Consider the following 20,160-nt stretch of genomic DNA (forward strand, 5'->3'; position numbering starts at 1 on the left):
CAGATTCCTTAATAGGCACGCAGGGTACGGAAAACCGAGGCCAGCTTGCTGGCATCTTTAATACCCGGTTCAGATTCCACACCTGAATTAAAATCGAGTCCGGCACAGCCCGCCTGCGCCGCCGTAACGCAGTTATCTGCGCCGAGGCCTCCGGCCAGCATCACGTTGTCCAGCGTCTCTCCGGCCAGCAGGGACCAGTCAAAATGCTGGCCGGTGCCGCCCTGGCCGTTATCAAACAGATAGCGGTCAACGTGGTTGAGATTACGGGCCGGGAGCGTATCGCTGACGCTCAGCGCTTTCCAGATGGCGACGCTGGCCGGCAGCGCGGTGCGTAACGCATCAATATAGGCCTGATCCTCTGCTCCGTGCAGCTGGACGGCAGCAAGCTGAAACCGTTCTGCCTTCTCTACCACCGTCTCGACGGTTGCGTTACGGAAGACACCCACGTAGCGCAGGGGCGCTGCGGCAATCACCGCATCGGCCTGGGCATCACTCACGCAGCGCGGAGATTCAGGAACGAAGATCAGGCCGCCGAAGAGCGCTCCGGCTTCAAACGCGGCCTGCGCATCCTCGGGACGCGTCAGCCCGCAGACTTTATTCTCGCCCAGCAGCACGCGCTTGATGGCGGCGGCAAGATCGTCCTGCTCCATTAGCGCCGATCCGATTAAAAAGCCGTTGGCGAAACGGCTCAGATCGCGCACTTGGGCATAGGTGTTAATCCCCGACTCGCTGATCACCGTAACGCCCGCGCCAAGGCGAGGTGCCAGCTGGCGGGTGCGGTTGAGATCGATAGAGAGATCGCGCAGGTCGCGGTTGTTGATACCCACCACCTTAGCCCCGAGGGCGATAGCGCGCTCCAGCTCCTCTTCATTACTCACTTCGGTCAGCACGCCCATCTTCAGGCTGTGGGCCACGGCGGCGAGCTGGCGGTACTGCTCGTCATCGAGCACCGAGAGCATCAGCAGGCAGGCGTCCGCCTGGTAGTAGCGCGCCAGGTAAATCTGGTAGGCCTCGATAATAAAATCCTTACACAGGATCGGCTGCGGCGCGGCAGCGCTCACCAGCGGTAGAAAATCGAAGCTGCCCTGGAAATATTTCTCATCCGTCAGCACAGAGATGGCCGATGCATGGTGCTTATAGATGTTGGCAATCCGCACCGGATCGAAATCGTCGCGGATCACGCCTTTTGACGGCGAAGCCTTTTTACATTCGAGAATAAATGCCGTGCGCGCGCCCTGCAAAGCGTCGTAAAAGCTGCGCGTGGCGGGCACAATATCGCCTTGAAAACTGGCCAGCGGCTGCTGCTGTTTTCGGGCGGCGACCCAAATCGCCTTATCCGCGACGATTTTCGCTAAAACGGTTTCCATTACTTATCCTCTTGCCGCAAGCGCGGTGACTTTGTCATAGGCAGCACCGCTGCGTAGTACGTCCAGAACCTTTTGCGCGTTGGCCTGCAAATTCTCTTCTCCATGCAGGCGCATCAGCATCGCCACGTTTGCCGCGACGGCGGCCTCGTGGGCGGCCTCACCTTTACCTTGTAGTAAGCGCGTCAGAATGTCACGGTTTTCTTCCGGGGTGCCGCCCGCCAGCGCCTCCTGGCGATACGGCGTGAGGCCAAAGTCAGCGGCCTCCAGCTGATAGCTGCTGATATCACCGTTGTTCAGCTCGGCAACCAGCGTCGGGGCGTGCAGAGAGACTTCGTCCATGCCGCCGCTGTGCACCACCGCCGCCCGCCGGTAGCCCAGTACGCGCAGCGTTTCGGCAATCGGCAGCACCAGCTCCGGGCTGTAGACGCCAATCAGCGCCAGCGGTGGGTGGGCCGGGTTAATCAGCGGCCCGAGCACGTTGAACAGGGTGCGAGTCTTGAGCTGCTGGCGTACGGGCATCGCATGGCGGAACCCGGTGTGGTATTTCGGCGCAAAGAGGAAGCAGACCCCCAGCTCGTCCAGCGCGGTACGGGATTTATCCGCGTTCATATCGAGGTTGATGCCAAACGCCGCCAGCAGATCCGACGAGCCGGAGCGGCTTGAAACGCTGCGGTTGCCGTGCTTCGCCACCTTCAGGCCGCAGGCTGCGGCGACAAAGGCGCTGGCGGTGGAGATATTGATGCTGTTGCTGCCGTCGCCGCCGGTGCCAACGATATCGGCAAAGGCATAGTCCGGGCGCGGGAAGGGCGCTGCGTTCTCCAGCAGCGCGGTGGCCGCCCCGGCGATCTCATTCGGATGTTCGCCGCGGATCTTCATACTTACCAGCGCCGCCGCCAGCTGCTCTGGCTTCAGCTCGCCGCGCACCACCGCCGAGAAGAGCTGGTGGCTCTCCTGCTGGCTCAGGGTCTGAGCCTGATAGAGTTTCTCCAGGATCGGTTGCAGGGTATTGCTCTGCTCCAGCTTCTGCTGTGCCCAGGCCAGGGTCTGCTCCAGCAGGCGAGCGCCCTGGGTGGTCAGAATGGACTCCGGGTGAAACTGAAAGCCGCAGACGCGATCGACATCGTGGCGCACCGCCATCACCATACCGTTGAAGTGCGCATTGATGGTCAGCCCGGCGGGCACGTTGCTGCCCACCAGCGAATGATAGCGCGCCACCGGCAGCGGGTTGCTCAGCCCGGCGAACATCCCCTGGCCGTCGTGTTCAATGTTTGAGGCTTTACCATGCAGGATCTCTCCGGCCTGGCCAACGTACCCGCCGTAGGCTTCAACAATCGCCTGATGGCCGAGACAGATACCAACGATCGGCAGCTTGCCGCGCATACGGGTTAACAGCTCAGGCATACAGCCCGCCTCGGAGGGGGCGCCAGGGCCTGGAGAGAGCATCAGAACCGGGTTCTCCATGGTCGCCAGGCGGTCAATCAGCGTCTGGGCAGGAACATGGTTGCGGTAGATCACCACGTTGTGACCGCTGGCGCGCAGCTGATCGGCAAGGTTATAGGTAAACGAGTCGATATTATCGAGCAGCAGAATGTCAGCCATCAGAACGTCTCCTGAGCGTGGTGTGCGGTGGCAATGGCGCGCAGGACCGCGCGAGCTTTGTTGCGGGTTTCATCGGCTTCAGACTGCGGAACAGAGTCCAGCACCACCCCCGCACCAGCCTGAACGGTGGCGACACCGTTTTCAACGTAGGCGGAGCGGATCACAATGCAGGTATCCAGATCGCCGTGGGCAGTGAAGTAGCCCACTGCGCCGCCGTAGCTGCCGCGACGGGTGCCTTCCGCCTGAGCGATAAGCTGCATGGCGCGGACCTTTGGCGCACCGCTCAGCGTGCCCATATTCATGCACGCCCGGTAGGCGTGGAGGACATCGAGATCGTTGCGCAGCTCACCCACCACGCGGGAGACCAGATGCATCACAAATGAGTAGCGATCGACCTTGGTCAGGTCGGCAACGTAGCGGCTGCCCGGCGTGCAGATGCGGGCCAGATCGTTGCGGGCGAGGTCAACCAGCATCAGGTGTTCGGAGAGCTCTTTATGGTCGGTACGCATCTCCAGCTCGATGCGGCTGTCGAGATCGCGATCCAGCGAACCGTCGGCCCGGCGGCCGCGCGGACGCGTTCCGGCAATCGGGTAGATCTCAATCTGGCGAGACTGCGCATCATACTTCAGCGAACTCTCAGGCGACGCGCCAAACAGGGTAAAGTCGTTATCCTGCATAAAGAACATGTAGGGGCTGGGGTTGCTCTTCTTCAGCACGTCGTAGGCTGCCAGCGGTGACGGGCAGGGCAGTGAGAAGCGGCGTGACGGCACAACCTGGAAGATCTCTCCGGCGCGGATGGCTTTTTGCATCTCACGTACTACCGCCCCAAACTCCTCGTCGCTCTGGTTGCATTCGCAGCGCATCGACGCCACCGTCTCTACCGGCAGCGGCGCGGGGGGCAGGCTGAGCTGCTGACGCAGTTCGGCAATGCGCTGGGTCAGGCGCTGCTGTTCGGCGTCGGAAGGGGTGAAAAGGCTTGCCTGGATGCGGGTTTGCTGCTGCTGGTGATCGATAACCAGCAGCGTTTCGGCCAGGTAGAAGCAGAAGTCCGGGCAGCCATTCTCCTGTGCAAGCGCAGGGAGATCCTCAAAACCGGCTACCAGGTCATAGGCGAAGAGGCCGCCAAAGAACATCGCCTCGCGCTCTTCGGCCGGAACGGTAACCAGCTCCTGGAGCAGGCGAAAGGCATCAAAAACGGACAGAGAGCAGAGGCGGGCGTCTTCGTCCAGCAGGTTGCTTACCGGCGGAAAGTGCAGAACGCGACCATCCGGACGGGCAATGTTCTCTACGCCAGCGGGCAGGGCGGCATCCAGCAGCGGCAGGAGCGATGCGCCGTTAGTCGTCAATGCCTGAATAGTGACAGTGTCACCTAACGCGATAATGCGTAGCGCGCTGTCGACCAGCAGCAGGCTCTTGAGATCGTCCTTGCTGTCGATATCGGCGGATTCCAGCAGCAGCGTTGCCGGACGATCCGCGCACAGCTGATGAAACAGCGCGGTCGGGTTCTCCCGGTACGCGGCGTGGTCTGTGAGAAGCTGTAGTGCAGGTTTTGGCATTGGCATAGTCATTCTCATCCGATCGTTATTCTGTTCAAAAAAAAGCCCGCTCAGTTGGCGGGCCGGGGTATCTGTCTGCTTGAGGCAAACGCTCGCTCACCGCCCGTTTTCAGGAGGAGTGCCACCAGCGGATAAGCGTAGAATGTTTGAACATTTTCAGATACCTCGTTGTGTGAACTTGCGTACTAGTTAACTGGTTCAGGAGAATAAAGTCAACCCCTGATTTCAGAATTCGCGCCTTAACCGTTATGATAGAGTCCTAAATGAGATATACCCTACTGGAGCCGCTTTGAGCGACACGAATTACGCCATTATTTACGACCTTCACTCTCACACTCAGGCCTCAGACGGTTTGCTCTCCCCGGAAGAATTAGTTCATCGCGCAGTTGAGATGCGTGTGGGTACGCTGGCTATCACCGATCATGATACGACCTCGGCTATTCCCGCAGCCCGGGCGGAGATTGCGCGCGCAGGGCTGAACCTGAGCCTGATTAACGGCGTGGAGATCTCTACCCTCTGGGAAAACCACGAGATCCATATTGTCGGTCTTAACATCGACATTGAGCATCCGGCAATGGTGACGCTGCTTGAAGAGCAGAAAGCTCGTCGTCAGGCACGCGCCATGCAGATTGGTGAGCGCCTCGAAAAAGCGCATATTCCCGGTGCGTGGGAGGGGGCGCTGCGCCTGGCTAACGGCGGGGCGGTGACCCGTGGCCACTTTGCTCGTTTCCTCATTGAGAGCGGCAAAGCCAGTGACGTGGCGGGCGTGTTTAAAAAGTATCTTGCGCGTGGTAAAACCGGATACGTTCCGCCCCAGTGGTGTACAATAAAACAAGCTATTGATGTGATTCATCATTCTGGCGGCAAAGCGGTAGTGGCCCATCCTGGGCGCTACGATCTTAGCGCTAAATGGCTGAAAAGACTGCTGGCACACTTTGCCGAACAGGGCGGTGATGCGATGGAAGTCGCGCAATGCCAGCAGGCGCCCAACGAGCGCACCCAGCTTGCTGCGTATGCGCAACAGTTTGGTCTTATGGCGTCGCAGGGATCGGATTTTCACCAGCCCTGCCCGTGGATCGAACTGGGTCGCAAACTGTGGCTGCCCGCAGGCGTAGAAGCGGTATGGCAGCTCTGGGAACAGCCTCAACATAATAATGAGAGGGAAGTATGAGTCAGTTTTTTTATATTCATCCGGATAATCCCCAGCCGCGCCTGATTAACCAGGCAGTGGAGATTGTGCGTAAGGGCGGGGTGATCGTCTATCCCACCGACTCCGGCTACGCGCTGGGCTGTAAAATCGAAGATAAAGGGGCGATGGAGCGTATATCGCGCATTCGCCAGCTGCCGGATGGCCACAACTTTACGCTGATGTGCCGGGATCTCTCCGAGCTGTCGACCTATGCTTTTGTGGATAACGTGGCATTCCGCCTGATCAAGAACAATACGCCGGGCAACTACACCTTTATTCTCAAAGGCACGAAAGAGGTCCCGCGCCGTCTGCTGCAGGAAAAACGCAAAACCATCGGCCTGCGCGTGCCGTCTAACCCTATTGCACTGGCGCTGCTGGAAACGCTCGGCGAGCCGATGCTCTCTACCTCGCTGATGCTCCCCGGCAGCGAATTCACCGAGTCCGATCCCGAAGAGATCAAAGATCGCCTTGAGAAACATGTAGAGCTTGTCATTCATGGCGGCTATCTCGGACAGCAGCCTACCACGGTGGTCGATCTCACCGATGACGCGCCGGAAGTGATCCGCGAAGGCGTCGGCGATGTGAAGCCATTCCTGTAGGAGCCAGCACGATGTTAAAAGGGACCGGCAGGCTTGTCCTGCCCGCAGGAGTGTTGCTTGCACTGTTTATGCTGATCGGCTGTAGCGTGAGCTCGCCGCAGCTGCCGGAAACAGAGAAAATCGTCTACTTCAAGGCCGGGGATAACTTTCTGCTGGCCCGAGGAGATGAGCACACCTACGACTTCAGCGGGGCTGAAACTCGCCGCCTCTATGATCGCTGGTTAGTGCTAAAGCGTGACTATGGTGATGCGGTGCGCGGCATGACGGTGAATTTTGACGTCAATAATCGTGATGTACAGGCCCAGTACAACACCTTTATTCGTACCGATCGGTTACAGCCTGGACAAAAAGAGGCGCTGGTGCGCGACTACGGCGCGAAAGCTACCTCAGATCCGCAGACGATGGTGGTCTCGTTCCGTGCCAGCGGGAGCTATGGCCTGTCACGTAACTACGTCATGGATGATAAGTTTATCAAGCTTGACCCGCCGGTCACGGTGAGCATTAACGACAAAACCCGGGGCGTAAACCCGCTCTGGATCCCGCTGATGATCCCCGCCTTTCCCTTTATCATGGCCTACGGCTGCGCCACCGGGCGCTGCATCTGACAACCACACCCCAGTGATTAAAAATTAACCTGGGGTGCTACAGTATTTCATTTGATTTTCGTGTAGTATGTGCGCCCAAGAAATAGAGTGTGCTTTGCACCTATCCAGACGCCTGTGAAGGCGACACCTGAAGGAACCGCCATGAGCGAGAAATTACAAAAAGTGCTGGCCCGCGCTGGCCACGGCTCCCGCCGTGAAATCGAAGCGATCATTGCCGCCGGGCGCGTCAGCGTTGACGGAAAAATCGCTACGCTGGGCGACCGCGTTGAGGTTATCCCCGGCCTGAAAATCCGTATTGACGGCCATCTTATCTCAGTTAAAGAGTCCGTTGAGCAGATCTGCCGCGTGCTGGCCTACTATAAACCAGAAGGTGAACTCTGCACCCGTAACGATCCGGAAGGGCGTCCGACGGTGTTTGACCGCCTGCCGAAACTGCGCGGCGCACGTTGGATCGCCGTTGGCCGTCTGGACGTGAACACCTGCGGCCTGCTGCTGTTTACTACCGACGGTGAGCTGGCTAACCGCCTGATGCATCCAAGCCGTGAAGTCGAGCGCGAATACGCCGTGCGCGTGTTTGGTCAGGTCGAAGAGAACAAGATCCGCGATCTCTCCCGTGGCGTGCAGCTGGAAGATGGTCCGGCAGCGTTTAAAACCATTAAGTTCAGCGGCGGCGAGGGCATCAACCAGTGGTATAACGTCACCCTGACCGAAGGGCGTAACCGCGAGGTTCGTCGCCTGTGGGAAGCCGTTGGCGTGCAGGTGAGCCGTCTTATCCGCGTCCGCTACGGTGATATTCTGCTGCCGAAAGGGCTGCCGCGCGGAGGCTATACCGAACTGGATCTGGCTCAGACTAACTATCTGCGCGAGCTGGTAGAGCTAACGCCGGAAACCGAATCTAAGGTGGCGGTAGAGAAAGATCGTCGTCGCCTGAAAGCGAATCAGATCCGCCGGGCGGTCAAGCGTCACAACCAGACCGGCAGCGCGCGTCCGGCCAGCGGACGCCCTGCAAGTAGCAATCGCCGTTCCAGCACGCGTAACAGCAAAGCATAAAGAAAGGGGCCTCGGCCCCTTTCTTATTTAATAGTCAATGCCGATCTGCGCCTTCACGCCCGCGTCGAAGGCGTGCTTCACCGGACGCAGCTCGCTCACCGTATCCGCCAGCTCCAGAATATCCCGATGGCAGCCGCGGCCGGTGATAATCACCGTCTGCTGGGCAGGGCGCGCTTGCAGGGCGCTCAGCACCGCCTCCAGCGGCAGATAGTCATAGGCCACCATATAGGTCAGTTCGTCCAGAAGCACCATATCCAGCGTCTCGTCGGCCAGCATCCGCTGGGCATGCTCCCACACCGCCAGACATGCGGCGGTATCGGCCTCGCGGTTCTGCGTGTCCCAGGTAAAGCCCGTCGCCATCACCTGAAACTCCACGCCGTGCGGCTCCAGCAGGTTGCGCTCGCCGTTAGGCCAGGTGCCCTTAATAAACTGGATCACGCCCACTTTTTTGCCATGGCCCACCGCGCGGGTTACGGTGCCAAAGGCGGCGGTGGTTTTGCCTTTGCCGTTGCCGGTAAAGACGATAATAATCCCGCGCTCGTCCTGGGCGACGGCCACGCGTGCATCCACGTGATCCTTCACCCGCTGCTGTCGTTGTTGGTAACGCTCTTCATTCATAGTGCTATCCCCGGTTTGCGTCCAGGCTGAGCATCAAAGCTCATGCCGGTTTTGCGACGGCTGTCATCACCCATCAGCCATAGGTAGAGCGGCATGATATCAGCAGGGGTCTTTAATTTTTGTGGATCTTCCGACGGAAACGCGCTGGCACGCATTTTTGTTCGCGTGCCGCCGGGGTTGATACAGTTAACCCGCAGGTGCCTGCTCTGATACTCCTCCGCCAGCACCTGCATCATGCCTTCGGTGGCAAATTTGGACACCGCGTAGGCCCCCCAGCTGGCGCGGCCCTGGCGGCCTACGCTTGAGGAGGTGAACACCAGTGAGCCAGCCTCTGACTTGAGTAATAAAGGAAGAAGCGCCTGGGTCAAATAGAAGGTCGCGTTGACGTTAATCTGCATCACCTGTTCCCAAACTTCAGGTTTCTGCTCATCCATAGGGCAGATATCCCCCAGCATGCCCGCGTTATGCAGGACGCCATCGAGGCGGGGAACGGCGGCCTCAATCTGTGCCGCCAGCTGCTGGCACTGCTCCGGCGTGCAGGTGGCGAGATCAAGGGTATACCAGCGGGCGGTTTTGCCGCCCAGCTGCTCAATGCGCTGGGCCACGTGGCGCAGCTTCTCTTCATTTCTGCCGAGCAGGATCACTTTTGCGCCGTAGCGGGCATAGGTCAGGGCGGCCTCCTGGCCAATCCCGTCGCTGGCACCGGTCACCAGAATAATGCGGTTCTCTAATAAATCTCGTTTTGGCTGGTAGTGCACGGTTTCTCCTTTGCGCTCTCGTTCATCCAGGCGTCGTTTCACAGGATCGGGTCTTGTGGGCTTTATGCCTTAATCCGCCGCGTAATTCAATCGTCAAGCTCCTGCATTGATGCTTTGAACCTTTTCAACTTCTTACAGAGCAAAAAAATCAGCAAGATGGCGTCTAACTTAGCACGACGGCAGAAGACGATGCGGGCGGGGTCATGTACACTGGCCTTTACGTTGAGTGATGTAACCAAGGTGGGACGCGTGGAATTACTATCTGAATACGGGTTGTTTTTAGCCAAGATTGTGACGGTGGTGATTGCCATCGCCGTCGTGGCGATGCTTATCGTTAACCTGACGCAGCGCAAACGCCAGCGCGGGGAGCTTCGCGTCACAAACCTGAGCGAGCAGTATAAAGAGATGCAGGAGGAGCTCTCGGTCTCCTTGCTCGATACGCACCGGCAGAAGCTGTGGCACAAGGCGCAGAAGAAGCGTCTGAAGCAGGAGGCCAAAGAGGCAAAGTCTACTGCGAAGCTGGGCGTACCCGCTGCCGCCACTAAAGCGCGTGCCTGGGTGCTGGATTTCAAAGGCAGTATGGATGCGCATGAGGTCAGCAGCCTGCGGGAAGAGATCACCGCCGTGCTCACCGTGGCTAAGCCTGAGGATCGGGTCGTGCTGCGTCTTGAAAGCCCCGGTGGCGTGGTTCACGGCTATGGTCTCGCATCGTCCCAGCTACAGCGTCTGCGCGATAAAAACATTCCGCTCACCGTTGCCGTGGACAAAGTGGCTGCCAGCGGCGGGTATATGATGGCCTGCGTGGCGGACAAGATCGTTGCCGCACCCTTTGCCATTGTCGGGTCGATTGGCGTCGTGGCGCAGATCCCTAACCTTAACCGTTTCCTGAAAAGCAAAGATATCGATATTGAATTGCATACAGCTGGTCAATATAAACGGACGCTGACCCTGCTTGGGGAGAATACCGAAGAGGGGCGGCAGAAGTTCCGCGAAAGCCTGAACGAGACCCACGATCTCTTCAAATCCTTTGTTAAGCAGATGCGTCCTTCATTAGATATTGAGTCCGTGGCCACCGGTGAACACTGGTATGGCGTGCAGGCCCAGGAGAAGGGGCTGGTTGATGAGGTGGGCACCAGCGACGAGCTGCTGCTTGGCCTGCTCAACGAGTTCGAGGTGATCGGGATTCGCTACACCCGCCGCAAGAAATTAATGGATCGCTTTACCAGCAGCGCGGCGGAGAGTGCCGACCGGCTGCTGCTGCGCTGGTGGCAGCGCGGTGAAAAGCCGCTGCTGTAAACGGTGATAATAGAGAAGCGAGGCGCAATGCCTCGCTCTGTTTACTCCGCCAGGGTGTATTTCTCTGACAGTACGTGGGCAAGATGTTTAAACATGTTAAACACCGCCGTACTCTTCGCCGTAGGCAGGCCCTGCTCATCAAGAAAATAGTCGCCGCTGAAAATCAAAATGCCGTTACGTTCGGTGACGTTGGTGGCTTCGATGCCCTGCACATAATCCTCGTGCTCGCGGATGATCTCATTCGCTTTCGCCAGCAGTGACTGACGATCGATCGGTAGAACTGACTCTTGCATAGTTACCTCCTTAAACGTTGCCGATATTCTACGTCCAGGGGGACAAATGGGGCAAATTTTCCCTGTTATCAAGAGGGCTTTTACCCCATTCCGCCGTTGGCGCGATCCGTTTTTGCATGCTAATAAAGTTGCGTAACAAATTTTATCAGGTAGAGTGTGCGCTTTCGTCAATCTGGCAACAGATTTGCTTGACATTCGACCTTAAGTTCGTCGTTCTCATCCCACCAGACGCGGAAAAACCTGTTAACTCAGTCACCTGGAAGTCTTAATTTCAGCGTCTGGTTATGAAAAAGGGTTGATATCCCGTGACGTCGCCGCTATATCTGAGGCACGTCGCCAGGGGATGGTGAGTCAACGTGCGGCGTATTCCTGGAAGAATCAAATTAGGTAAAGGTGAATATGGGTAAAGCTCTCGTTATCGTTGAGTCCCCGGCAAAAGCCAAAACGATCAATAAGTATCTGGGTAGTGACTACGTGGTGAAATCCAGCGTCGGTCATATCCGCGATTTGCCGACCAGTGGCTCAGCCGCCAAAAAGAGCGCTGACTCTGCCTCCACCAAAACGGCTAAAAAGCCCAAAAAGGATGAACGTGGCGCGCTGGTCAATCGTATGGGCGTCGACCCATGGCACGACTGGGATGCGCGCTATGAAGTGCTCCCCGGCAAAGAGAAAGTGGTCTCTGAGCTAAAGTCGCTGGCCGAAAAAGCCGATCATATCTATCTCGCAACCGACCTTGACCGCGAAGGGGAAGCCATTGCCTGGCACCTGCGGGAAGTGATCGGGGGCGATGAGACGCGCTACAGCCGCGTCGTGTTTAACGAAATTACCAAAAATGCGATCCGCCAGGCGTTCGAAAAGCCGGGCGAGCTGAATATTGACCGTGTCAATGCCCAGCAGGCGCGTCGCTTTATGGACCGCGTCGTAGGCTACATGGTCTCGCCGCTGCTGTGGAAAAAGATCGCCCGTGGTCTCTCTGCGGGTCGCGTTCAGTCCGTTGCCGTGCGGCTGGTGGTCGAGCGCGAGCGTGAAATCAAAGCCTTCGTGCCGGAAGAGTACTGGGAAGTGGATGCCAACGTGGCGACGCCAGCCGGTGACTCGCTGGCGCTGCAGGTTACGCACCAGCAGGACAAGCCGTTCCGTCCGGTTAACCGCGAGCAGACCATGTCGGCAGTTAGCCTGCTGGAGAAAGCCCGCTATACCGTAACCGATCGGGAAGATAAGCCGACCAGCAGCAAGCCGGGTGCGCCGTTCATCACCTCGACGCTGCAGCAGGCAGCCAGCACCCGTCTCGGCTTCGGCGTGAAGAAAACCATGATGATGGCCCAGCGTCTGTACGAAGCGGGACACATTACCTATATGCGTACTGACTCAACCAACCTGAGCCAGGACGCGGTGAGCATGGCTCGCAGCTATATCACTGACAACTTCGGCAAAAAATACCTGCCGGAGAGCCCGATTCAGTACTCCAACAAAGAGAACTCGCAGGAAGCGCACGAAGCGATTCGTCCTTCTGACGTGGCGGTTGTAGCTGAGTCGCTGAAGGATATGGAAAACGACGCGCAGAAGCTCTATCAGCTGATCTGGCGTCAGTTCGTTGCCTGCCAGATGACGCCAGCCCAGTATGACTCCACGACGCTGACCGTAGAAGCGAGCGAGTTCCGCCTGAAGGCGCGCGGTCGCACGCTGCGTTTTGACGGCTGGACCAAAGTGATGCCCGCGCTGCGTAAAAACGATGAAGATCGTACCCTGCCGCCGGTGAACAAAGGCGACGTGGTGTCGCTGATCGAGCTGACTCCGGCCCAGCACTTTACCAAGCCGCCTGCGCGCTTCAGCGAAGCCTCGCTGGTCAAGGAGCTGGAAAAACGCGGCATTGGTCGCCCCTCTACCTATGCGTCGATCATTTCGACCATTCAGGATCGCGGCTACGTGCGGGTGGAAAACCGTCGCTTCTATGCTGAGAAGATGGGGGAGATCGTCACCGATCGTCTGGAAGAGAACTTCCGCGAGCTGATGAACTACGACTTCACTGCCCAGATGGAGAACAGCCTTGACCAGGTGGCGAACCACGAGACCGAATGGAAAGGCGTGCTGGATAACTTCTTCAGCGACTTTACCAAGCAGCTAGAGAAGGCCGAGCAGGATCCAGAGGAGGGCGGCATGCGCCCGAATCAGATGGTGCTGACCAGCATTGACTGCCCGACCTGCGGACGGAAAATGGGTATCCGCACGGCGAGCACTGGGGTTTTCCTCGGCTGCTCTGGCTACGCCCTGCCGCCGAAAGAGCGCTGCAAAACCACTATCAACCTGGTACCGGAGAACGAAGTTCTCAACGTGCTGGAGGGTGACGATGCTGAAACCAACGCTCTGCGTGCGAAACGCCGCTGCGTGAAGTGCGGTACGGCGATGGACAGCTACCTGATCGATCCGAAACGCAAGCTGCACGTGTGCGGTAACAACCCCACCTGCGACGGCTACGAGATCGAAGAGGGCGAGTTCCGCATTAAAGGTTACGATGGCCCAATCGTAGAGTGCGAGAAGTGTGGTTCTGAAATGCACCTGAAAATGGGGCGCTTCGGTAAATACATGGCCTGCACCAACGACGACTGTAAAAACACGCGTAAGATCCTGCGTAGTGGGGAAGTTGCACCGCCGAAGGAAGATCCGGTTCCGCTGCCTGAGCTGCAGTGTGAGAAGTCGGATGCCTACTTCGTGCTGCGCGATGGGGCAGCGGGCGTCTTCCTGGCGGCCAATACCTTCCCGAAATCGCGCGAAACCCGTGCGCCGCTGGTGGAAGAGCTGTACCGCTTCCGCGATCGCCTGCCGGAGAAGCTGCGCTATCTGGCCGATGCGCCGCAGCAGGATCCTGCAGGCAACAAGACCATGGTCCGTTTTAGCCGTAAGACCAAGCAGCAGTACGTTGCCTCAGAGAAAGAGGGGAAAGCCACCGGCTGGTCCGCCTTCTTTATTGATGGCAAGTGGGTAGAAGCGAAGAAATAAGCCTGCTGTTGTCTCCTGAAGGGCCGGTTATCCGGCCCTTTCTTATAACGACATTATTATTTTTTTTTCATATCTATACACTGTAGATATAAATGATATAGTGGTTATAGCTACTTCCTCTCTTATTATTAAATCGTCTTAGACGATGCCGTGTGCGCAAAATCGGATGGTCCGTCATGAAACTACAGCAGCTTCGCTATATTGTTGAGGTGGTCAACCATAACCTTAACGTCTCATCTACTGCCGAAGGGCTTTATACCTCGCAGCCCGGGATCAGTAAGCAGGTTCGTATGCTGGAGGACGAACTGGGGATCCAGATTTTTGCCCGCAGCGGTAAGCATCTTACTCAGGTCACGCCGGCTGGTCAGGAGATCATCCGCATCGCCCGCGAGGTGCTCTCCAAGGTAGAGGCGATAAAATCGGTTGCCGGCGAGCACACCTGGCCGGATAAGGGATCGCTGTACGTGGCGACCACCCATACCCAGGCCCGCTATGCGCTGCCTAACGTGATCAAAGGCTTTATTGAGCGCTACCCGCGCGTATCCCTGCATATGCATCAGGGATCGCCCACACAGATTGCTGAAGCGGTATCTAAGGGCAACGCGGACTTTGCCATTGCTACCGAAGCGCTGCATCTCTACGACGATCTGGTGATGCTCCCGTGCTACCACTGGAACCGCTCTATCGTGGTGACGCCAGATCACCCGCTGGCAGGCAAGCAGTCGGTGAGCATTGAAGAGCTGGCCCAGTATCCGCTGGTCACCTACACCTTTGGCTTTACCGGCCGCTCCGAACTGGACACCGCGTTTAACCGTGCTGGCCTGACGCCGCGCATTGTCTTTACCGCTACCGACGCTGACGTGATCAAAACCTACGTCCGTCTCGGACTGGGGGTGGGGGTGATTGCCAGCATGGCTGTCGATCCTATTTCCGACCCTGATCTGGTCAAGCTGGATGCGCAGGGCGTGTTCAGCCACAGCACCACCAAAATCGGTTTCCGTCGCAGTACCTTCTTACGCAGCTACATGTATGACTTTATCCAGCGCTTCGCTCCGCATCTTACCCGTGACGTTGTCGATACCGCCGTCGCCTTACGTTCGAACGAGGATATTGAAGCCATGTTCCACGATATAAAGCTGCCGGAAAAATAACAGAAGGGCGACAAAAGTAGACGCTAACGCGGCGCAGCGCAAATTACCTTCTACAATATTCTCTTCGCGATCATAACATCGAATATTTCACTCGAAATGATTCGTAAATTCGCTGGATTTTAGGCTAAAGTTTCTTTAGGATTTGTCCTATGTGATGATTACTTAAACCTATTGTTCGGTGTCAATATGATAAGCGATGTCGATTGTGTGAGGTTAGCAATGCCAGCAGGAAGTGAAGAACCGCAAAGGGATCTCGCGCTTAAGCGTAAAGCGTGGCTCGCGGTATTTCTCGGTTCGGCTTTCTTCTGGGCGGTTGTGGCGCTGGTTATCTGGAAATTTTGGGGTTAGGCCTATGGCAATTACCGAGCGGTTAAATCCGGTTCAGGACCGCTGCCGGTCCCCTAAACATCCTCACGTAAGCGAGAGCCAGACGACGGTGCAGATCCCGGCGGGCTGGCAGCTTACGGCGGCGCAGAAAGCGTTTATTGACTCTTTTGCTGACGATAAACCCAAAAAATAGCGGTCATCTTCTCTACCCGAAACCTCGCCCCGGCGAGGTTTTTTACGTTCAGACCCCCGGAAAAGCACCCAATTTAGCGATTTGGGTTGTTATCAAAACGTTACGGCATGTTTGTGTTATCTTTAATACAGACCCTGATACCAGTCAGGGTATCGATACTCTGTATTAGGAGGAGCTTATGTCGTCTACCCTACGCGAAGCCAGTAAGGATACATTGCAGGCAGAGAACAAAACCTGGCACTATTACAGCCTGCCGCTGGCCGCAAAGGCACTTGGGGATATTTCCCGCTTACCCAAGTCACTAAAAGTACTGCTGGAAAACCTCCTGCGCTGGCAGGATGAGGATTCCGTCACCGAAGAGGATATTCGTGCGTTAGCCGGGTGGCTCCAGTCTGCCCACGCTGACCGGGAGATCGCCTATCGCCCGGCAAGGGTGCTGATGCAGGACTTCACCGGCGTGCCTGCCGTGGTTGACCTGGCCGCCATGCGCGAAGCGGTTAAACGTCTCGGCGGCGATACCGCAAAAGTCAATCCGCTCTCTCCGGTCGATCTGGTGATCGACCACTCTGTTACCGTGGACCACTTCGGCGACGATGACGCCTTTGAAGAGAACGTCCGTCTGGAGATGGAGCGCAACCATGAGCGCTACCAGTTTCTGCGCTGGGGCCAGCAGGCCTTTAGCCGCTTCAGCGTCGTGCCGCCGGGAACCGGGATCTGCCATCAGGTAAACCTCGAATACCTCGGCAAAGCGGTCTGGAGCGAACTGCAGGATAAAGAGTGGGTCGCCTATCCGGACACGCTGGTGGGCACCGACTCGCACACCACCATGATCAACGGCCTGGGGGTGCTGGGCTGGGGCGTCGGCGGTATCGAGGCCGAGGCCGCGATGCTGGGGCAGCCGGTATCCATGCTGATCCCCGATGTGGTTGGCTTCAAGCTGACCGGCAAGCTTAACGAAGGCATTACCGCTACCGACCTGGTACTGACCGTGACCCAGATGCTGCGTAAACACGGTGTGGTAGGTAAATTCGTCGAATTTTACGGCGACGGTCTCGATCATCTCCCGCTGGCGGATCGTGCGACTATCGCTAACATGGCCCCGGAATATGGCGCAACCTGCGGCTTTTTCCCTATCGACGACGTTACGCTCAACTATATGCGCCTCAGCGGCCGCAGCGAAGAGCAGGTGGCGCTGGTGGAGGCCTACACGAAAGCGCAGGGGATGTGGCGTAATACTGGCGATGAGCCGGTCTTTACCAGCACTCTCGAACTCAATATGGCTGAGGTAGAGGCCAGCGTTGCCGGGCCAAAGCGTCCTCAGGACCGCGTTGTGCTTAGCGAAGTACCCCAGGCATTTGCCGCCAGTTCAGAGCTTGAGCTGAACCACTCTCAGAAAGATCGCCAGGCGGTGGAGTATACGCTGAACGGGCATCAATATCAGCTGCCGGACGGAGCGGTAGTTATCGCGGCAATCACCTCCTGCACCAACACCTCAAACCCGAGCGTGCTGATGGCGGCGGGGCTGCTGGCGAAAAAAGCCGTAGAGCTAGGGCTGAAGCGCCAGCCGTGGGTGAAAGCGTCGCTGGCACCTGGCTCGAAGGTGGTCTCTGACTATCTCGCTCAGGCCAGACTGACTCCCTGGCTGGATGAGCTAGGCTTCAACCTGGTGGGTTATGGCTGCACCACCTGTATCGGTAACTCCGGGCCGCTACCCGATCCTATCGAGCAGGCAATCAAAAAAGGCGATTTGACCGTTGGGGCGGTGCTCTCGGGTAACCGCAACTTTGAGGGTCGAATTCATCCCCTGGTGAAGACCAACTGGCTGGCGTCGCCGCCGCTGGTAGTGGCCTATGCCCTGGCGGGGAATATGAATATCAACCTGGCCACCGATCCGCTTGGCCACGACAGAAAAGGCGATCCGGTCTACCTGAAGGATATCTGGCCGTCGGGCGATGAAATTGCCCGCGCCGTTGAGCATGTTTCAACCGACATGTTCCGCAAAGAGTATGCCGAAGTGTTTGAGGGTACCGACGAGTGGAAGTCGATTGAGGTAGAGCACTCCGACACCTATAGCTGGCAGAATGACTCGACCTACATCCGCCTGTCACCGTTCTTTGATGAGATGCTGGCGACACCGAAGCAGGTGGAAGATATTCATGGGGCACGGATCCTGGCGATGCTGGGCGACTCTGTGACGACCGACCATATCTCGCCAGCAGGCAGCATCAAACCGGACAGCCCGGCTGGGCGCTACCTGCAAAGCCACGGGGTGGAACGCGGGGATTTCAACTCCTACGGTTCACGTCGGGGTAACCATGAAGTGATGATGCGCGGCACCTTTGCCAACATCCGTATTCGTAACGAAATGGTTCCTGGCATCGAGGGCGGGATGACCCGGCATCTGCCGGGCAGCGAAGTCATCTCTATCTATGACGCGGCCATGCGTTACCAGAAAGAGGGGACGCCGCTGGCGGTCGTTGCCGGTAAAGAGTACGGGTCAGGATCCAGCCGTGACTGGGCCGCTAAGGGGCCACGTCTGCTGGGTATTCGCGTCGTTATTGCCGAGTCGTTCGAGCGTATTCACCGTTCGAACTTGATTGGTATGGGGATCCTGCCGCTGGAGTTTCCGCAGGGCGTGACGCGTAAAACGCTGGGGCTGACGGGGGAAGAGAAGATTGACGTCGATAATCTGACCCAGCTCAAGCCGGGCGCGACTATTCCAGTGCGGCTGACGCGGGTGGATGGCAGTCAGGAGACTATTGACTGCCGCTGTCGTATCGATACCGCTACTGAGCTAACCTATTACCAGAACGATGGGATCTTGCACTACGTGATCCGTAATATGCTGTAAGTCAGCAATGCCCGGCCTACAGAACCATGTAGGCCGGGTAAGGCGGATACCGCCACCCGGCGTTGTCTCGCCTCAATCAACCCAGCAGATGGCCCATCTTAGCTGCCTTGGTATCAAGGTAGTGCTCATTATTAGGGTTACGCCCAACGATCAGCGCCACGCGCTCAACGATGTTAATCCCGGCCTCGGTAAGGATCTCTACCTTGCGCGGGTTATTGGTTAGCAGCCGTACCTCATCCACGCCCAGCAGCTTGAACATGTCCGCGCACAGCGTAAAATCACGCTCGTCGGCGGCAAAGCCCAGCTGATGGTTAGCTTCTACGGTATCATAGCCCTGGTCCTGTAGTGCGTAAGCGCGGATTTTATTCAGCAGGCCAATGTTGCGACCCTCCTGACGATGATACAGCAGGATCCCGCGTCCCTCTTCAGCGATGTGGGAGAGGGCGGCTTCCAGTTGAAAACCGCAGTCGCAGCGCAGGCTGAACAGGGCGTCGCCGGTCAAACACTCTGAGTGGACGCGGGCGAGCACCGGCGTCTGACCGGAAATATCGCCATAGACCAGAGCAACGTGATCCTGTCCGGTTGCCAGTTCTTCAAATCCCACCATCAGGAAGTCGCCCCAGGGGGTTGGCAGTTTGGCTTCTGCCACACGTTTAAGCTGCATGTGATTCTCCAGATTAAGCTGGCACTTTCTGTGCCCGTAGCCTTGAGGCTTTCTGTCTGTCCCTATTTTGCCACAAGGCGCGCCACTTCACTAATCGCCACCGTGGCTTACAAAGATTAAACGCACAAATCCGTCAAATCCGCCGAACTTGTTATTTTTCAGTTATTATTGTGTCACTTAATTGAAAGGGAAAGAAAATGCTCTCAATCGCAAGACGGATTGCCGCCGGAACGGGACTTCTACTGATCATGCCACTGTTGGTATTGCTCTTCGGCTGGCATTGGCAGCCTGGGGGCCACAGCGGCTGGCTTAAAATGCTCTACTGGATCACGGAAACGGTCACCCAGCCCTGGGGCATCATTACCCACGTCGTCTTATGCGGCTGGTTTTTGTGGTGCTTACGCTTTCGCCTGAAGGCGGCGCTGATGCTGTTTGCCATTCTTGGGGCAGCAATCGTGATTGGCCAGGGGGTGAAATCCTGGGTTAAAACCCAGGCTCAGGAGCCGCGGCCGTTTGTCGTGTGGCTCGAAAAAACTCACCAAATTCCGGTAGATGAGTTCTACACTTTAAAACGTAAGGAGCGCGGTGCCCTGGTGCAGGCGCAGCTTACCGAGCAGGACAACGTGCCTGAGTTTTTGCGCAAGCACTGGCAGAAAGAGACCGGCTTTGCCTTCCCCTCCGGTCACACGATGTTTGCCGCCAGCTGGGCGCTGCTGGCCGTGGGCTTGCTGTGGCCTCGCCGCCGCACGGTTACTATCGTTGTGCTGATGGTTTGGGCGGTGCTGGTGATGGGCAGCCGACTGCTGTTGGGCATGCACTGGCCGCAGGATCTGGCGGTGGCGACGCTCATCTCCGGTATTCTGGTCACCCTGGCCACCTGGCTTGCGCAGCGTCTCTGTGGACCACTGACGCCGCCGGTGAAAGAAGACATCGAGATAGCCCAGCGTGAAGAGAAAAATGAGTAAGGCCGCTTAGCGTTGAATTTCTGCTTTTTGGCCTTACATCATCTGGATGTCACGGTTTTCCATTTCGTCCGCTGCGCGAAAA

The 20,160-nt window shown here is 57.5% G+C and carries 18 protein-coding genes and 1 other annotated feature; of the genes, 11 read left to right on the forward strand and 7 right to left on the reverse strand.

Going from position 1 to position 20,160, the window contains the following annotated elements; genetic code table 11:
* Window positions 1–8 precede the first annotated feature (8 nt).
* The 3 genes from trpCF to WFN61_RS13165 are packed head-to-tail and all read right to left on the reverse strand — an operon-like array spanning window position 9 to window position 4,528.
* A complete protein-coding gene (trpCF, locus tag WFN61_RS13155) occupies window positions 9–1,367 on the reverse strand; it encodes a bifunctional indole-3-glycerol-phosphate synthase TrpC/phosphoribosylanthranilate isomerase TrpF (RefSeq protein ID WP_337038769.1) in 1,359 nt (452 codons plus the stop codon).
* 3 nt (window positions 1,368–1,370) lie between these two features.
* Window positions 1,371–2,966 (reverse strand): bifunctional anthranilate synthase glutamate amidotransferase component TrpG/anthranilate phosphoribosyltransferase TrpD, encoded by a 1,596-nt coding sequence (trpD, locus tag WFN61_RS13160; protein WP_144814843.1) that lies wholly within the window; start codon window positions 2,964–2,966, stop codon window positions 1,371–1,373.
* The gene (locus tag WFN61_RS13165) at window positions 2,966–4,528 is read right to left on the reverse strand and encodes an anthranilate synthase component 1 (RefSeq protein WP_144814846.1); all 1,563 of its coding nucleotides are present in this window, start codon (window positions 4,526–4,528) and stop codon (window positions 2,966–2,968) included. Before WFN61_RS13165 ends, trpD begins: the two co-directional genes overlap by 1 nt.
* A gap of 30 nt (window positions 4,529–4,558) precedes the next feature.
* Window positions 4,559–4,655, reverse strand: a sequence feature (Trp leader region).
* Between the two features lie 135 nt (window positions 4,656–4,790).
* Here WFN61_RS13165 and rnm point away from each other — a divergent pair.
* From rnm to rluB, 4 genes are all read left to right on the forward strand, one after another.
* Entirely contained in the window at window positions 4,791–5,693 is a 903-nt protein-coding gene (gene rnm / locus WFN61_RS13170) for an RNase RNM (protein WP_409455617.1), read from the forward strand.
* The gene (locus WFN61_RS13175) at window positions 5,690–6,310 is read left to right on the forward strand and encodes an L-threonylcarbamoyladenylate synthase (protein ID WP_144814851.1); all 621 of its coding nucleotides are present in this window, start codon (window positions 5,690–5,692) and stop codon (window positions 6,308–6,310) included. Before rnm ends, WFN61_RS13175 begins: the two co-directional genes overlap by 4 nt.
* 11 nt (window positions 6,311–6,321) lie before the next feature.
* Window positions 6,322–6,915 (forward strand): hypothetical protein, encoded by a 594-nt coding sequence (locus WFN61_RS13180; protein ID WP_144814862.1) that lies wholly within the window; start codon window positions 6,322–6,324, stop codon window positions 6,913–6,915.
* Between the two features lie 141 nt (window positions 6,916–7,056).
* Window positions 7,057–7,965 (forward strand): 23S rRNA pseudouridine(2605) synthase RluB, encoded by a 909-nt coding sequence (gene rluB, locus WFN61_RS13185; RefSeq protein ID WP_144814865.1) that lies wholly within the window; start codon window positions 7,057–7,059, stop codon window positions 7,963–7,965.
* A gap of 27 nt (window positions 7,966–7,992) precedes the next feature.
* On the opposite strand, the gene cobO is transcribed toward rluB, so the two are convergent.
* Together cobO and WFN61_RS13195 are read right to left on the reverse strand one after the other, a co-directional pair.
* Window positions 7,993–8,583 (reverse strand): cob(I)yrinic acid a,c-diamide adenosyltransferase, encoded by a 591-nt coding sequence (gene cobO, locus WFN61_RS13190; protein ID WP_337038770.1) that lies wholly within the window; start codon window positions 8,581–8,583, stop codon window positions 7,993–7,995.
* The gene (locus WFN61_RS13195) at window positions 8,580–9,341 is read right to left on the reverse strand and encodes a YciK family oxidoreductase (protein WP_144814870.1); all 762 of its coding nucleotides are present in this window, start codon (window positions 9,339–9,341) and stop codon (window positions 8,580–8,582) included. The genes cobO and WFN61_RS13195 overlap by 4 nt, the downstream gene beginning before the upstream one ends.
* Window positions 9,342–9,590: 249 nt before the next feature.
* Here WFN61_RS13195 and sohB point away from each other — a divergent pair, with 249 nt between their 5' ends.
* A complete protein-coding gene (sohB, locus tag WFN61_RS13200) occupies window positions 9,591–10,637 on the forward strand; it encodes a protease SohB (protein ID WP_222887974.1) in 1,047 nt (348 codons plus the stop codon).
* A gap of 41 nt (window positions 10,638–10,678) precedes the next feature.
* On the opposite strand, the gene WFN61_RS13205 is transcribed toward sohB, so the two are convergent.
* Entirely contained in the window at window positions 10,679–10,930 is a 252-nt protein-coding gene (locus tag WFN61_RS13205; RefSeq protein ID WP_042394314.1) for a YciN family protein, read from the reverse strand.
* Between the two features lie 399 nt (window positions 10,931–11,329).
* Here WFN61_RS13205 and topA point away from each other — a divergent pair, with 399 nt between their 5' ends.
* From topA to acnA, 5 genes are all read left to right on the forward strand, one after another.
* The gene (gene topA / locus WFN61_RS13210) at window positions 11,330–13,927 is read left to right on the forward strand and encodes a type I DNA topoisomerase (RefSeq protein ID WP_144814877.1); all 2,598 of its coding nucleotides are present in this window, start codon (window positions 11,330–11,332) and stop codon (window positions 13,925–13,927) included.
* A gap of 176 nt (window positions 13,928–14,103) precedes the next feature.
* Entirely contained in the window at window positions 14,104–15,078 is a 975-nt protein-coding gene (cysB, locus tag WFN61_RS13215) for an HTH-type transcriptional regulator CysB (protein ID WP_042394307.1), read from the forward strand.
* Between the two features lie 207 nt (window positions 15,079–15,285).
* Window positions 15,286–15,426, forward strand: a complete 141-nt coding sequence (locus WFN61_RS13220; protein ID WP_217996440.1) for a YmiA family putative membrane protein — start codon at window positions 15,286–15,288, stop codon at window positions 15,424–15,426.
* A gap of 4 nt (window positions 15,427–15,430) precedes the next feature.
* Window positions 15,431–15,598 (forward strand): hypothetical protein, encoded by a 168-nt coding sequence (locus WFN61_RS13225; RefSeq protein WP_186370541.1) that lies wholly within the window; start codon window positions 15,431–15,433, stop codon window positions 15,596–15,598.
* Window positions 15,599–15,776: 178 nt separating this feature from the next.
* Window positions 15,777–18,449, forward strand: coding sequence for an aconitate hydratase AcnA (gene acnA / locus WFN61_RS13230; protein ID WP_238084914.1), 2,673 nt, complete (start codon window positions 15,777–15,779; stop codon window positions 18,447–18,449).
* A 76-nt stretch (window positions 18,450–18,525) separates the two neighbouring features.
* On the opposite strand, the gene ribA is transcribed toward acnA, so the two are convergent.
* Window positions 18,526–19,113, reverse strand: a complete 588-nt coding sequence (gene ribA / locus WFN61_RS13235; RefSeq protein ID WP_042394301.1) for a GTP cyclohydrolase II — start codon at window positions 19,111–19,113, stop codon at window positions 18,526–18,528.
* 197 nt (window positions 19,114–19,310) lie between these two features.
* Here ribA and pgpB point away from each other — a divergent pair, with 197 nt between their 5' ends.
* Window positions 19,311–20,078, forward strand: coding sequence for a phosphatidylglycerophosphatase B (pgpB, locus tag WFN61_RS13240; RefSeq protein WP_222887971.1), 768 nt, complete (start codon window positions 19,311–19,313; stop codon window positions 20,076–20,078).
* Window positions 20,079–20,160: the final 82 nt, after the last annotated feature.

It is taken from the genome of Pseudescherichia sp. AS216, from assembly GCF_037152055.1.
Taxonomy (GTDB): domain Bacteria; phylum Pseudomonadota; class Gammaproteobacteria; order Enterobacterales; family Enterobacteriaceae; genus Pseudescherichia.